Origin of the sequence: Anaerocolumna sp. AGMB13025 (assembly GCF_029689925.1) — a bacterium.
Lineage (GTDB): Bacteria > Bacillota > Clostridia > Lachnospirales > Lachnospiraceae > Anaerocolumna.
In genome coordinates, this window is record NZ_CP121445.1 from 4,996,161 (window position 1) to 5,010,711 (window position 14,551).

At 39.2% G+C, this 14,551-nt stretch carries 13 protein-coding genes; 4 read left to right on the plus strand and 9 right to left on the minus strand.

Going from position 1 to position 14,551, the window contains the following annotated elements:
• Positions 1-138 precede the first annotated feature (138 nt).
• The 3 genes from QA584_RS20705 to QA584_RS28640 form a co-directional block, all read right to left on the minus strand.
• On the minus strand, positions 139-732 hold the full coding sequence (locus QA584_RS20705) for a DNA-3-methyladenine glycosylase (RefSeq protein WP_278271007.1): 594 nt from the start codon (positions 730-732) through the stop codon (positions 139-141).
• A gap of 810 nt (positions 733-1,542) precedes the next feature.
• Positions 1,543-3,510 carry a thioredoxin domain-containing protein gene (locus tag QA584_RS20710; protein ID WP_334306015.1) on the minus strand — a complete coding sequence of 656 codons (1,968 nt, stop codon included), beginning with the start codon at positions 3,508-3,510 and terminating at the stop codon, positions 1,543-1,545.
• A gap of 38 nt (positions 3,511-3,548) precedes the next feature.
• Positions 3,549-3,713, minus strand: coding sequence for a DUF255 domain-containing protein (locus QA584_RS28640; protein WP_331487694.1), 165 nt, complete (start codon positions 3,711-3,713; stop codon positions 3,549-3,551).
• A 261-nt stretch (positions 3,714-3,974) separates the two neighbouring features.
• Here QA584_RS28640 and QA584_RS20715 point away from each other — a divergent pair, with 261 nt between their 5' ends.
• Positions 3,975-4,508: a GNAT family N-acetyltransferase gene (locus QA584_RS20715; RefSeq protein WP_278271008.1), complete on the plus strand. Its 534-nt coding sequence runs from the start codon at positions 3,975-3,977 to the stop codon at positions 4,506-4,508.
• Positions 4,509-4,765: 257 nt separating this feature from the next.
• Here the strand turns inward: QA584_RS20715 and QA584_RS20720 are convergent, their stop codons facing one another.
• Positions 4,766-5,590: a linear amide C-N hydrolase gene (locus tag QA584_RS20720; RefSeq protein WP_278271009.1), complete on the minus strand. Its 825-nt coding sequence runs from the start codon at positions 5,588-5,590 to the stop codon at positions 4,766-4,768.
• Positions 5,591-5,832: 242 nt separating this feature from the next.
• Here QA584_RS20720 and QA584_RS20725 point away from each other — a divergent pair, with 242 nt between their 5' ends.
• The 3 genes from QA584_RS20725 (at position 5,833) to QA584_RS20735 (ending at position 8,543) form a co-directional block, all read left to right on the plus strand.
• Positions 5,833-6,495: a TetR/AcrR family transcriptional regulator gene (locus QA584_RS20725; RefSeq protein WP_278271010.1), complete on the plus strand. Its 663-nt coding sequence runs from the start codon at positions 5,833-5,835 to the stop codon at positions 6,493-6,495.
• Positions 6,496-6,567: 72 nt separating this feature from the next.
• Positions 6,568-7,479, plus strand: a complete 912-nt coding sequence (locus tag QA584_RS20730) for a DUF4097 family beta strand repeat-containing protein (RefSeq protein ID WP_278271011.1) — start codon at positions 6,568-6,570, stop codon at positions 7,477-7,479.
• Entirely contained in the window at positions 7,476-8,543 is a 1,068-nt protein-coding gene (locus QA584_RS20735) for a hypothetical protein (protein WP_278271012.1), read from the plus strand. The genes QA584_RS20730 and QA584_RS20735 overlap by 4 nt, the downstream gene beginning before the upstream one ends.
• 189 nt (positions 8,544-8,732) lie before the next feature.
• Here the strand turns inward: QA584_RS20735 and QA584_RS20740 are convergent, their stop codons facing one another.
• The 5 genes from QA584_RS20740 to QA584_RS20760 all read right to left on the minus strand — a co-directional run bounded on the left by QA584_RS20740 (position 8,733) and on the right by QA584_RS20760 (position 14,514).
• On the minus strand, positions 8,733-9,797 hold the full coding sequence (locus QA584_RS20740) for a DUF5692 family protein (protein ID WP_278271013.1): 1,065 nt from the start codon (positions 9,795-9,797) through the stop codon (positions 8,733-8,735).
• A 32-nt stretch (positions 9,798-9,829) separates the two neighbouring features.
• Positions 9,830-10,171 carry a hydrogenase maturation nickel metallochaperone HypA/HybF gene (locus tag QA584_RS20745; RefSeq protein ID WP_278271014.1) on the minus strand — a complete coding sequence of 114 codons (342 nt, stop codon included), beginning with the start codon at positions 10,169-10,171 and terminating at the stop codon, positions 9,830-9,832.
• 4 nt (positions 10,172-10,175) lie between these two features.
• On the minus strand, positions 10,176-12,863 hold the full coding sequence (locus QA584_RS20750; RefSeq protein WP_278271015.1) for an FAD-dependent oxidoreductase: 2,688 nt from the start codon (positions 12,861-12,863) through the stop codon (positions 10,176-10,178).
• A 34-nt stretch (positions 12,864-12,897) separates the two neighbouring features.
• Complete coding sequence (hypB, locus tag QA584_RS20755) at positions 12,898-13,569, minus strand: hydrogenase nickel incorporation protein HypB (RefSeq protein ID WP_278275213.1); 672 nt, start codon at positions 13,567-13,569, stop codon at positions 12,898-12,900.
• 78 nt (positions 13,570-13,647) lie between these two features.
• Complete coding sequence (locus QA584_RS20760; RefSeq protein WP_278271016.1) at positions 13,648-14,514, minus strand: SDR family NAD(P)-dependent oxidoreductase; 867 nt, start codon at positions 14,512-14,514, stop codon at positions 13,648-13,650.
• Positions 14,515-14,551 lie beyond the last annotated feature (37 nt).

Sequence of the window (14,551 nt, forward strand, 5' to 3'; positions counted from 1 at the left end):
TAACATCGCATACGCACTTATTCTCTCATAAAAAAACAAATTAGTCTATAGTTTTTATAAAAAATTCTTAAAATTTATAATGCCAGTTTATGGCTACCGTACTGCTTTCCGATCGAGCTTTTTAACACGATAAGGCTGTTATTTCACTTTAACTGATACATACTTATTATCTTTTATGGTAAACCTCCACAAGTAATCCTTTGCTTCTCCGGCATAATCTATGTTAATCCGTTTAGAAGCAATCATTTCACTTTGCTTATATCCAGCCTCCTGTTCAAGATACAACTGATTCTGGCATAAGTCCATTCCGTAATTCTCTTTGTCAATTCCCATGGCGGCACAGAGCTTTCCAGGTCCGCTGCACAGGTTAAGAATTTTCTCTGTATTCCGGCGTTTTTTCATTAATTCAATACCTTCCACTGGTTCCAGGGCACGCAAAAGCACTACTTCCGGTACCTCCACCTGATTGGTAACAATATTCATACAGTAATACATACCGTAAATCAGATAGATATAAGCATGTCCCCCTTCCCCATACTGGACATTAGTTCTGCCGGAAGGATTGCTTTTATAGGAATGTGCCGCCGCATCTATTGTACCCATGTAGGCTTCTGTCTCTACAATGATACCCTTTGTGATACCTTCCATTGTCTTATGTACCAGGGTAAGTCCTAATAGATCCCTGGCTACGGTTACGGCATCCCGTTCATAAAATTCCCTTGTTATTTTCATAGTATTACTCCTTGTTAAATAGTTCCTTACCTTACTTCTTACCACATCTTACTTCTTCCAGATTACAGGGTTTATTCAAACCACAGACATCTTAAGGTTTTGACCCAAAATAAGCAGTACCCCAGGTAGTCGACACAAAATAAAATATCTATACACTGGAATTCAGAGAAGTTAGATAGAGACCTTTTAGAAAGTCGAATTATAATAATAGAATCTTCCATGGTTTTATTATATTGTTTTTTTATATAGTTTTTATTATATATAAGGAAGGCTGCTATGTCAAAAATTAGACTTATTCGTTCACAAAGTTTTTGTTATGGCTTAATTTTATTATTACAGTTAAAAAAACCAAGGGTTGTCGCAAAATTCAAAACATAACTTACCTGGGAGAGATTAAGGATTATATTTTGTAAAAATTTTGTGGAAAGTATGCGCGAATAGCTGCAAAAAAGAGAATGCAGCCGCTTATTCGCGCAAACTTAGAACAAAATTTTCACAAAATATAATCCCTATTCTATGCCCAAGTTCTATATCCTATAGTTTTGCAACAGCCTCTTTCCGATATAGACAAATCCACATCTGTGGGGGTTAATTCCACAGTTGTGGATTTGGAGTATCGATACTTTTTAGTATATTAGTGATTTTAGAGCTTATTGGCAATTCTTAAAATAAGCTATTTAACAAATATATAATTATGCAACTATACTACGGCACTTTACAATTTAATGAAAAGAGCCGTAGCATCAAAAACTTCTCTTCACAACAATTAGGATGAAGGAGCTGTACTTAACACTGCCGGCTGTTTTTAGTTTAAACAAGTACTACTGTTTTTATTAGTAAATTTTCCAATTCTTTTAAATTATTAACAGGAGCCCTGCAGGCATAATTTTCACATAGATAGTAGGCAGGAGTTTTCTCATCTATTTTGTAGTCTTCGGTAAACACTGCTAACTCCTTTAATTGTTCCTGATTTTCCTTCGTCTTTACAAGTACTGTTACATCCGGCAGAAAATGTCTTGACAGTAACTCCTGAACTCCCTCTATAAAAGAGGCATCCGGTAGTACGCAGATTAGTTCCCTGGTTTTATATACCTCCATCCCAAGCGCCATCAAAGCAAAGCAGTAAGCACTGGGATAATCCTCAATAATGCCGGCTATATAAGCATTCTGCTTATCCGCTGCCTGTATAAGTTCTGCCTTTGCTGTATACGCAGAAAGCTTTAGCAACACATAGGCAGCCACCGAATTGCCTGAGGGAATGGCATCGTCATAAATTTCTTTTGGACGGTGAATAAGAGTTTCTGCATCCTCTGCATACAGATAGAACCCACCGCTGTCTTTATCAAAAAACTTTCGTATCAGGATCTGAGAAAACCTGAATGCCTTACTTAAATATTGTATATCCAGAGTTGCTTCATACAGTTCAATAAGGGCCAAACAGTAAAACGCATAATCATCAATATGTCCGGTACCCTTAGCGCTACCTTCCCTGTAAAGGACATATAAATCATCCCCCTTGATTAAATGTTCACCTATAAACTCTTCTGCCTTAACAGCCGCCTGTAAATACCGTTTATCTCTTAAAATCTTATAAGCTTTTGCAAATGCTCCAATCATAATACCATTCCAGGAGGTTAGTATCTTATCATCCTTATGGAGGGAGGTTCTGTGGGCTCGATAATTTAAGACTTTTATCCTCAGTCCCCCAATTCTCTCCTCTTCAAGATTTGTCCTATTATTCTGCTCTGGTGTAACCGGAATTCCCAACTGGTAAAATAATGGGTTTCCAAATAGTTTATCCCTTGATTTAGCACTTGTACTGTTTATAATATCCCCATGAAGTCTGTTCGGAATACTTTTCCCTTCGAAGTTACCTTTTGAAGTGATGCCATAATACTCATTGAAGTAAATTCCATCGTCCTTACCCAGCAAATCAATAATTTCCTCCGGTGTAAATACATAGTATTTTCCTTCTACCCCTTCGCTGTCAGCGTCCTGAGCACAATAAAAGCCGCCCTCATTTGAAGTTAATTCCCTTAACACATATTCCATGGTCATTTCCGCGATCTGCTTATAATGTTCTTTTTTTGTAATCTGGTATGTTTCCAGGTAGGTTAGCACCAGAAGACCGTTATCATAGAGCATTTTTTCAAAATGGGGAACCAGCCACTTTGAGTCTGTTGAATATCTGGAAAAGCCATATCCGATATGGTCAAAAATTCCACCTTTGTACATGGAATTAAGGGTTTTCTCCACAACCTTAAGAGCCTTGTCCTCCCTTTTGTAATAATAACTCCTTAATAAGAACATCAGATTATGGGGCGTAGGAAATTTCGGTGCTCTCCCAAATCCTCCATACTGACTGTCAAAATGACTGATCAGACTGTGTGCCCCGTTTACAAATAGCTCTTCCGTAATCTGACCTTCTGAAACCTCTCTGTTTCTATGCTCTTTCAGTGAACTGGTAATCCCCTCACTGGTACGGAGTAATTCTTCCCGTTCGGTTTCCCATTTTTCGTGGACCGCTTCAAGTAAGTCTAGGATTCCAGGCATATTATATCTGGATCTTTTCGGGTAGTAAGTACCAGCAAAAAAAGGTTTTTGATCTGGAAACATAAATATAGTAAGCGGCCAGCCACCGCTTCCGGTTAGGTTCTGACACACTGTCATATAGATACTGTCAACATCGGGACGTTCTTCCTTGTCCACTTTTATCGCTACAAAATGATTATTCAAATAATCTGCTACTTCCTGATCCTCAAAGGATTCATGGGCCATTACGTGGCACCAGTGACATGTTCTTTAAAGCAGCCACGTCAGCTATACCCAATAGATAGAAAAATAGGTTTGTCTTCTTTTTTGGCTTTGGTGAATGCTTCTTCACCCCAAGCATACCAATGAACTGGATTATATGCATGCTGCAAAAGATAAGGACTTTTTTCGTCTATCAATCTATTGGGTATTCTTTTATTGGTTGTCATGGGCATCATCTCCTTTCTATATAAAGTTTTCATAATTATTATAACCTAATAAGAAAGTCTCTATGTAATTATACAAAATATGAAAAATGTATTGATTTTTGACATATGGTACCCTGCATGTTAGAATGAAAATGGTAAAATAATAAAGAAGGGAGTGATTCTATGGTTAATAAAATTATTGAGGTGAGAAAGTATTAATAAAATATTGGCCGATTTACCTAAGACTGATTTGCTTTCCAGCTCAGGCATGAGGTGCTATATATGAATTTATCAGAACCCTTTGAAACGAAACGAATGAAATTTCGTTTGTTAGATTTAAAAGATATAGAGGTGATTTACAGGCAATTTTCCGATACGGATATGTGCAGATACTTTAGTGAACCTCCCTGCACTATGGAGGAAGCGAAAGAAATAATTAAACATTATCAGAATCCAGAGGGAAAAACGTATCTTCGTTATGGCATGTTTGATAAACTGAATCATACATTTATCGGAACATGCGGTTACCATTACTGGGATGCAGAACTGAAACAAGTTGAAATTGGCTATGATATTTGGAAAAATCATTGGAAACAGGGTTATATGACAGAGGCATTGCCAATGCTCCTTAATATTTGCTTTACACAGCTTGGCGTTGATTGTATTTATATCCTTACGCATCCTAACAATCAAGCATCACAGGCAACCGTCAAAAAGTTTGGGTTTAAAGAATGCGTTCATCGCAGATATACAGATGATTGTAAACAGATATGTTTGGAATTGCTGTACCCTGAATGGCAGCATTATAACAAATAACGTAAAACCGCTTATTTCTTTTTATGGAAATAAGCGGCTTTCTTAAAGACTAATTTACGATTAGTATCGAAATTGGCACCACTAGCATGTTCTCAAAAGTATTATTCTATCCTTGTAAGAAAGTCGCTATGTACTTAATTAAATTACTCATAATGAATTGCAAGTAATACAACTCATTCCATAATATGCCACGTTATTTTTTCGTATTTAGGCTGGCGGTTTCTAATGTTTCAATTGCTTCTTTCTTTAAATGGTTTTCACTTATATAAGCGAATAAGATCCTTTACAAGTATTTCTTCATTTGTAAATTGTATTTTATTATTGCTTAAAAATCCATCCAATGATTGAATTGTTTTTTCGGTAATAGAGATTTTCCATTTTTTGCTTAAATCTTTTTTAAAACTAATATAAATTTCATTTTGTAATGGTTCATATACGATGGAACACAGAGTATCCTCCCGACTAGTTTTACTTAAAACTTCAAAGGCATCATTTATTCCAAAGCTATGAATATTATTATGAATATATTCATGAGCACAAATAAATCTATCGGCACCTAAACCATATACTTTATTATAGTTTGCTTCCTTAAAATCCCCATTAGGAAAATTAGTCATAATAATAAAATCCTTATGAATAGGACTTACTATATTTGTATCATGCCCTTCTTCCAGTATAAATGCATCACCAGTTTTATCAGCGATAATAGTATGTAGTCCTAAATCTGGAAATAGTGGATTTCTAGGATACGAGATTACTCTATTATTAAGAATTTCAAAAAATTCAGATGCTTTTCTTGTTTTCTTTAGCACCTCCTCAAAAATATCAAAAGCAAACCAATCATTTTCGTCACAACTTGATTTAAAACCTGGACCATATTCTACTGCTTGAGTACAGATAAAAAGACCCTCACTATTAAAACCGGCGATATTCCTGTATTTATTATCTGCTAAGCCTGAAAAGTAAAATAAGTTCATATTATTATAACTATTGACTTTTAGTTTTATATCAATATCTTCCGCATCGAAATTCATACCATACATAGCTTTTTCTTTACTATATACTGCAAAACTTGTACACATTTTGGAACCTCCTTTAATACATAATTTTGTCATAAACATCCATATGATATCACCAATCATCTCAATAATTCTACCTTAAACATTTTTCAGAATAAAAAATGTTCCAATTAAGCTTATCTTAGGATTGACCAATGGTAACTCTTTGTTTTTTACAAATAATTCAAAAAATGAATTGACAAAAATTTGAAATAAACATATCATATATATGAACGAACGATTCATTCTATTAAAGGAGGATTATTTTGACTACACGCATGAAAGCAATTACTGAGGCTGCAACATTATTATTTCTGCGTCAAGGTTATGCAAGAACACAAATCAGTCATATAGCAAAAGCAATTGATGTTTCCGTTGGAACTATATACCATGACTTTGCAGGAAAAAAAGAAATTATGCACTTTGTTTTAAAAGGTACAATTGACTCGGAATTCTATAACCAGACTTTTGAACGACCTGTTACAGATGATTTATTTATAGGTGTGGAAAATGAAATTGCAGCTCTGCTTGAAGATACGATTACAGATTTTGAAAAACACCTTATAAAGGATACCGACAGCTATGACTTTGAAGACTTAATTTCGGACGCCTTTGATCTTCTTGCCAGATATGCTGTGGGTTGTTTATTTATTGAAAAAAATCAATTTGAGTTTAAATTTCTGGCGGACCATTATAAAACTCACCGCAGGAAATTTCTTGATACAATGTCAAAATACTTAACTAGTTTCATCCAAAAAGGAACTGTACGGTCAATGGAGCATTTGGAACTATCCACTACCCTGATTATTGAAATTTTAACCTGGTGGGCTATGGATCGACAATATACTTCTTTTGAAACCTCCGACCTGCCGTTGGACCTGGCAAAGAAAATCTGCCTGGACAATATTTTATCTGCCTACAAAATTTGATAAACAGGGGTTTGTACCTTTGATTTCTAAATTAAAATAATTGAACAATATATTGAAAGTGGGGCATTTATTATGAAAAAACCTATTACCTTGAGCATAGCTCTTATCTTGTGTTTATTAGCATTTGCCGGCTGCTCTAACACCAAATCTACCCAGATGGCAAATGAACTTCGCTTCTCCCTTAATGGAATATCATCCCTGACTATTTCCTATGATGAAGAAAACATCACTTTCTTTGAAAATGCTGATGACGATAATCTCATAGTCAAAGAATACATGACAAAAAACAGACCCAGTTATTATGCTAAAGTAGACCAGCGCAGTAACAGTATTCATATAAGCGAAGGCGGCAAACCTTTTTTTAAGAATGGATTTTCCCGCTATATTGAGGTTTATCTGCCAAAATCCTACCATGAAAGCCTTACGGTTACTTCCACTAACGGTAACATTGATTTTTCCGGCATGAATTTGGACTTATCCCTGCTGCGGGTTGATAACACCTCCGGTACTGTCACACTAGACCTTGCTGCTGCTTCTGAAATCTATTTATCCTCTACCAGAGGAACTTTGGATTTAGGAAGTCTTAAGGCGAATCAAATCAAACTGGATACCACCAGTGGCAGCGTAGTCTGTAAGGAATTAAACGGCAAGGTTACCTACACCTCTACAAAAGGTGATGTAGACATAAAATCTGCCATCGGCTCTGGCAGTTATAAGGCTAACAATTCCGGTAAACTGGAAGTGGTTTATACTGAGGTAAACGGTGACCTTTCCTTTTTTAACAAGAACGACAATATTATGCTTACTCTGCCTAAAGCTTTGGAATTTAAATTTGAGGCTACAACAAAAAATGGCTCTGTATCTACTGACTTCCAGCAAGACATAACTGTAAATGGCCACACGACCAGCGGTATTGTAGGTAATAATCCCACCGTAACTGTTAAAGTAGAGACAAACAACGGAAGTATAGAGGTAACCCAATGAAACTGCGTACTATACACTTTACTTTATTCGCAATAATTCTTCTGGCTTGCGCTGCCCTGTTTTTGGGCGGCGGTTATGCCAGCTATAATCTTGTATATATTTTCTGCTTTATCTTTCTGCTTTTTTATGCAGTGTTTTCTTCCTCCACCATCTGGCAAAAAGCAGTAAAGGTGGTCATATATTCCCTTATCATGACCGCCCAGATTCTAATTAACACCTATCTGATCCGTCCCTTTGAGGAAAGCCTGTTCCTCTATTACCTATGTCGCCTGTTGGGGCTGCTTATTGTGTTTATCCCCTTTTTGGTGGAACGGTGTTTTATTTACCATAGTATTGAAAAACCTGCTGTTCCCAAGGAAGGCAGCCAATCTGTTTTATCCTATTCCTTATTACTCCATGACCGGGATACAATTATTTCTGACATAGAAAGATTTAAAAAGGCAGGTGAGGTATTATCAAAAGTAAGCCTGGATACGATGATTCAAAATCTACCCAGGCATAGTTCATTTTCTTACGTTAACAACGGCTCTCTTACCGAGGAATATTTTAAAAAAGCCTACTCCACATTAGATGATGGTTACCTTTACCTGGTTATTACAAAAACAAAAACTGCACCCAGTGAGGTAATCGGTCTTTTCACCAATAAACAATACAATCATGTTTCAATTTCATTCGATTCAAAATTACATACCGCCATTAGTTATAACGGCGGGGAAAAATTACTTCCCCCGGGTCTGAATCCAGAATTATTAGAACGGCTTACCCACAATAATGGCTCTGCCGTCCTGGTATATAAGCTTCCTGCAACCAGCAGTCAAAAAAGGATCATTATAGACGAAATACAAAAAATCAATCGGGAGGGCAGTGCTTACAATCTTCTGGGTTTAGTGTTGAAGTTTTCATTTCGGCCTAATATTATGTTTTGTTCCCAGTTTGTATACACAATGCTGAAACTTGCAGGTTTAAATTACTTTGAGAATTATGCTGCACATGTGAAACCCTCCGATTTTGTGGAACTGGATTATCACAGAAAGCTTTTATTTGAGTATGAGATTACACTCTAATTAAACAAACTCAAACTTCCAGTTAAAACTAAAAAAACTTGAAAAATTCAGCCATCATCCTAGATTGAACATGTACATTGTTCAGGAACATAGTTAGGAGTTTGTGTAATCTTTTCAATCACATAAAAATCATTCGTATATTTCTGACGAAGAATTAAGCTTATGTTACATTGCCTAATCAATGCCTTATTAATTATCATCAAGGCTCTGCAAGGCTTTAATCCTGCTATAAGCAGCAAGATCTGTATAGAGTTCAGCGGTATAGGGGTTGCGTTTTGTCTTCCTAATATGTATAACCATATAAATAAAGACCATTAAGTTCGCTAGCAGTGCCAGAAAACTAACAATAAATAAAGCAGTCGTATCGGGAGCTGCCGACGTTACCTTGTAAATACCAGGCTCTATATTAAGGGAGTAACCATTTTCTGATATAAGCCCCTGTTTTATAGCGGCTTTTAAAATCCCATGGCTTGCAGCCGAGAGAACCCTCCACTGACTGGCGTCTAAAAAAGCAGGAAACGTCTGAGCAAACATACACCATATGGCTAATGTCTGGGCTCTGTGCTGGAGCCATGCTCCCTTTCCCAGGGTGAAAGCGCAAAGGGTTGGTGCCAGCAGCAGCGCTACTCCGCAATACCAGGCATGTGCAGGCAGGCAATTGTAGGTATAGGCAAAGTTCCAGAGGTCATAGGCAATAATCCAAAACCAGAGCATATCGGGCCAAAGCATATCCTGGCTCCTATCCTTTTTCGTTACCCTTCGGATACAGATTCCAAACCATCCGGTAATGGTAATGATATTAAGGATACCGGCAATACCGTTCATGTAATTCCATACTCCGCCTATGTAATACTGAAGCTGATTGTTTGCATACTCAATAACTGGTATGGTGTAACTTCCAACTTCAAAATCCCGCAATACAGCCTCTAAAATATTAATTGCCAGGATAAATGGAGGAAAACACAAGGCAATCTTGTTTTTGGAAAGCCCCTTTACATAACGGATACACCAAAAGCCGATGCAGCCTGCAGTTGATGAATAAACCTTTGCAAGATGGAACCAATCCATATAAGCACTTTTCTTAAAGATAGTCAGCCATAGAATGGTCAATATAACCGGTAATACTACAAAGAAACTAAAACCAACCCATTTAAAGCGGCGTCCCAGCTCATTTAACAGAAAAAGACTTGCAAAAACGCAAAAACACACCAGTAATACCAATAGTTTAGGTATACCCTCATAAAATACGAACATGCTACCCTACTCCTTTCAAAATGATCCTGCCTTTAACGGCATACTAGTTCTTTTACGATTATGTCATTACCCATAAGAATCTCTAAATCCTGTCCGGTACAGTCAGGACAACTAAAATCATGTTTCACAGCATGAAAGACCAATCCACAGCCGCGGCATTTTACAATACCCTCCACAACAATTAGTTCAAGAACTGTTTTTTCCATAAAGGTATGATAGACCGCAGCCGGATAGCACTGTTCTACATACCTTGGGACAATACCGGATAGTTCGCCTACTTCTATCACAATTTTTTCTACCTCAGTCAGCCCCTCTTTTTTTATAATTCCTTCAATCGTATTAACGAGGGCACTAAGAATACCTAGTTCATGCATGGTATCAGTCCTTTCCCAGCCATCCTTTTACCGTCGCTGCGGCTATCTTTCCACTGCGCTGTATCGCATTCGCCGCAATCTTAACCGGTAACTTTTCGTAGGTATCAGGGACTGAATTATAGGTGCGCTTAAGGTGGATTGCATCAAATCTGCACTTTGTTGTACACATACCACAGCCGATACACATATAACTGTCAACGAAAACCGCTCCGCAGCCTAAACAACGCTCGGTTTCTTTTTTCAGCTGTTCTTCTGTAAAAGTCTGTCTGGCATCTGCAAAGCTGTCCTTTTTCTCCTGGGAATAAATAGGATGCTGGCGTTTCGCATTGTCAAAGCCCATATCTGGAAGAACGATATTCTCCTTGTCAAACGTATGATACTCCCGTCGGTTTCTCCCTAAAGTAAGTGTTTGCCCGGGTTGTACGAAACGATGGATGGAATCAGCGCCTTCTTTGCCGGCAGCTATGGCATGAATGGCGAATTTGGGACCAGTATAGCAATCTCCGCCTACAAAAATATCCGGCTCTCCGGTCTGATAAGTCAGGTTATCCGCCAATACAGTATTACCAGGTCCAAGCTTTATAAGGCTGCCTTCCAGCAGATTTCCCCACTGTATAGACTGACCGATTGATAGAATTACTGTGTCTGCTTTCATGGTTATCGTATCCGTTTCGTCGTATTGGGGTGCAAAATGATGTTCCTCATCAAAAACCGAACTACAACGTTTGAATTCTACTCCAACAGCTTTTCCATTCTCTGTCAGGATACGTTTTGGTCCCCAGCCATTGGCAAAATCGACGGCATCCATTTTTGCTTCTCTAATCTCCTCCTCCAGGGCTGGCATCTCCTCCTGGCTCTCAAGACAATAAAGTGAGACAGACGCAGCACCTTTTCGTACTGCTGAGCGGGCTGCATCAATCGCAACATTACCGCCGCCAATCACGATAACCTTACCAACAACCTCTGTCTCCGGATCTAAATTGACCTTCCGCAGAAAATCCACACCGGTAACGACACCTCTTGCGTCTTCTCCTTCCATATTAAGCACACGCCCGCCTTGGGCACCTATAGCAAGGTAAAAAGCCTCGTATCCTTGGCTGCGCAGTGCAGGAAGAGTAATATCTTTACCTACTTCTATTCCTGTTTTAAATTCAACACCCATTTTACGCAGCACATCTATCTCAGCATGAAGTACCGCTTTCTCAAGCCGAAAAGCTGGGATGCCAGAGGCTAACATTCCGCCTAATACCTTCTGCTTTTCAAAAACAGTTACCCGATAGCCATCAATGGCAAGGTAATAAGCACAGGATAACCCTGCCGGACCTGCCCCGATAATAGCAATTCGATTCCCCAGATGGTAACGCATAGGAGGAATATACCTGGTTGCTTCATCGAGTTCTTTGTCAGCTATAAATTTTTTAATTTCATCAATCGCAATTGGTTCGTCAATCTCCCCGCGGGTACATTCGCTTTCACATTCATGAGGGCAGATGCGTCCGCAGACGGCGGGAAATGGATTTTCCGCTTTTATAAGGGCAAGTGCTTCTTGATAACGGCCTTGTGCCGCCAGTTTTATATATCCTTGAACAGCGATGTGTGCCGGACAGGCACTCTTGCAAGGGGCGGTTCCCTCTCTGGCAACATCCTTGCGGTTTTCACGGTAATTCTTATCCCAGTTTTTTTCGCCCCAGACATGGTCTCTGGCTGTAGGTTCTCCTTCCCTGGGTAAGGGTTGTTTCGCGCATAGCTGCTGACCAAGCTTTAAAGCATTGGTGGGACAGTTTTGGACACATTGTCCGCAGGCAGTGCACTTATTCGTTTCAACCTCAGCAGTAAAATTGGAGCGGATGGCATCGGGAGTTTTAAAAAGTGTGGCTATGCGCATGGAGAAACAGGAACAACCGCAGCAATTGCATATAGCCGCGGATTCTCCGAGACCATCTGTATGAGGCATTTCGTGCATCAGACCATTGTCCTCCGCAAATTTTAGTATGTTTTCTGCTTCCTCACGGCTGACTTGCCGTCCACGGCCAGTACGTATATAATACTCTGCGCCAGTGCCCATTTGTATACAGATATCCTTTTCCAGATGACCACAGCCTTCCTCTATTACACGTCGGGACTGACGGCAGGAACAATCCGACACACTGAAGGTATCATATTTATCCAGATAATAAGAAAGACGCTCCCAGGGTTTTGTGCCGGGAAGGTCTTTGATTGCACTTTCTACCGGAATCACACGCATCATAGCTAACCCTTCCGGGAAAAGCGGTGCTATCGGCGCAAGACGCAGACGGGTATATTCCTCAAAGGCTTTACCAAGTTCAGGATAAGCGGCGAGCTGTTCCCGGTTGTTAACCATCATCTCAAGCATACCTGGGGCAAAAATATTTATAAAGAAACGGTCCTCTCCATCCGTTTTATCTATCCATACCTTACAAACACCTGCTTCTGCCAATTTCATAAGTATCCTATGTGTTTCCTCACGGGATTTACCACATTTATGTACAATATAGTCTAACGTCCGGGGCTGGCGTAATCCAATTGCCAGAGCTACATCCGCCATTTCATCGGAGACAATACGGTTAAGTGCATAGTATTCCGGTGCATTCTCATCAATCTTATTCATAGCGCCTGCAATACCGCCTACCATCTTTGCAAGTTTTACAATCTTGGACCTTAATTCCGCCATATCTTCACTCCCCTATCATTTTTAGAAAGCCAGCTTACCGTTCCTGCCACGCGGCTACCTCACCTGCTAACCAATCAGTCCATTGGTCAACACCCTCACCACTCTTTGCACAGATTGGAATAATCTTGGTGTCAGGATTACGTAACAAGATATTTGAGATACATTTTTCCAGGTTAAAATCAAAGTAAGGAAGTACATCGGTTTTATTGATTAGTACTACCTCACACTTTGAGAACATCAGAGGGTATTTTAGCGGTTTATCATCGCCCTCCGGCACTGAGAGAATCATAACATTTTTAACAGCACCGGTGTCAAATTCCGCCGGACAGACAAGGTTTCCTACATTTTCAAGAATTGCGGCATCTATATCCTCGGTTCCAAGTGCGAAGAGGCCCTGCCTGGTCATAGCTGCATCAAGGTGACACATGCCGCCGGTATGTAACTGAATCACCCTGGCACCCAAACTTTCAATAATACAGGCGTCTACATCTGAATCAATGTCTGCTTCCATTACACCGAGTCTTAACTTTCCTCTAAGTGCCTCTATCGTCCGGGACAAGAGGGTCGTTTTACCTGCACCAGGACTTGACATTAAGTTAAGCAGGAATACCCTGCGCTGTTTTAATAAATTTCTGAGTTCATCTGCCTGATTGTTATTGTCTGCCAAAACACTTTGTTTGACTTCCAGGATTTTAAATCCATTCACTATTTTTATGCTCCTTTCCTGTGTGGCGCTGCCCCATAATTCATAGAGTAAATTACCTGGCATAAATTCACGTCTTATTTATACGGCTGCAGAACCAGGTAAAATCTTGAAATCTGGAACCTGGTTATCCATAATATTTTTAAACCTTGCTTTCATGATCGGGTCAAATTCATGATGTGGGATGATATAAAACTGTTTTTCCTCAATTGCTTTAAATACATCAGGACCAACATAATCCACTGGATATCCATTGGTGATAAGTTTTTCAGCCCTTTGCAGGGTTCTTATATAGGATTCGCTTTTATAATAAGGATTATCAGTATCTTTAAAGCGGTCTGGTCTATGGCGTTCATAGTGATGCAAATCCGTTTTCATATATGCGGGACAGTAAACCGAAACTCCTATGGAAGAATTTAATTTTGCAAGGTCATAATGCACTCCTTCGCTTAACGCTACACTGGCATGTTTGGACATATGATAGGCAGACATATTCAAAGTAGTAGCTAGTCCTGCCACAGAGGCCACATTGACGATATGGCATTCTGTGCCTTGCTGTAACATAATGGGTATTGCTTCGTGCATGGCATAAACCTGTGACATTGCATTGATGCTAAAGGACCACTCATAATCACAGACCGGCATTTCCCAGATAAGACCGCCGACGGCAATTCCTGCATTATTAACTAATAAATCAATAGAGCTATATACTTCCTTGGCAGTTTTAATCATTTCCTTTGCATTGTCATACAGGGAAACATCCAGGGCTAACGCAATTCCTTTTGCACCTAGACCTTCTATTATATGAAGTGTTCTCTCGATATCGTTTTTCTCAATATCGACTAAGACAAGCTGCATTTTCCGTTTTGCAGCTTCTTTGGCAAGTTCCAATCCTATACCATTACCGGCACCTGTTATTACCGCCGTTTTCCCCTGGAATTCTTTCATGCCTTATACCCTCCTTCTTGTTATCTGAGCTTTTGAT

What these genes read in the sequence shown, in the direction of transcription:
- QA584_RS20760 (WP_278271016.1), bottom strand. Translation starts at nt 14,514, where the DNA reads ATGAAAGAATTCCAGGGGAAAACGGCGGTAATAACAGGTGCCGGTAAT.
- QA584_RS20735 (WP_278271012.1), top strand. Translation starts at nt 7,476, where the DNA reads ATGAAACTGCGTACTATACACTTTACTTTATTCGCAATAATTCTTCTG.
- QA584_RS20730 (WP_278271011.1), top strand. Translation starts at nt 6,568, where the DNA reads ATGAAAAAACCTATTACCTTGAGCATAGCTCTTATCTTGTGTTTATTA.
- QA584_RS20720 (WP_278271009.1), bottom strand. Translation starts at nt 5,590, where the DNA reads ATGTGTACAAGTTTTGCAGTATATAGTAAAGAAAAAGCTATGTATGGT.
- QA584_RS20740 (WP_278271013.1), bottom strand. Translation starts at nt 9,797, where the DNA reads ATGTTCGTATTTTATGAGGGTATACCTAAACTATTGGTATTACTGGTG.
- QA584_RS20745 (WP_278271014.1), bottom strand. Translation starts at nt 10,171, where the DNA reads ATGCATGAACTAGGTATTCTTAGTGCCCTCGTTAATACGATTGAAGGA.
- QA584_RS20710 (WP_334306015.1), bottom strand. Translation starts at nt 3,510, where the DNA reads ATGGCCCATGAATCCTTTGAGGATCAGGAAGTAGCAGATTATTTGAAT.
- QA584_RS20705 (WP_278271007.1), bottom strand. Translation starts at nt 732, where the DNA reads ATGAAAATAACAAGGGAATTTTATGAACGGGATGCCGTAACCGTAGCC.
- QA584_RS20715 (WP_278271008.1), top strand. Translation starts at nt 3,975, where the DNA reads ATGAATTTATCAGAACCCTTTGAAACGAAACGAATGAAATTTCGTTTG.
- QA584_RS28640 (WP_331487694.1), bottom strand. Translation starts at nt 3,713, where the DNA reads ATGACAACCAATAAAAGAATACCCAATAGATTGATAGACGAAAAAAGT.
- QA584_RS20750 (WP_278271015.1), bottom strand. Translation starts at nt 12,863, where the DNA reads ATGGCGGAATTAAGGTCCAAGATTGTAAAACTTGCAAAGATGGTAGGC.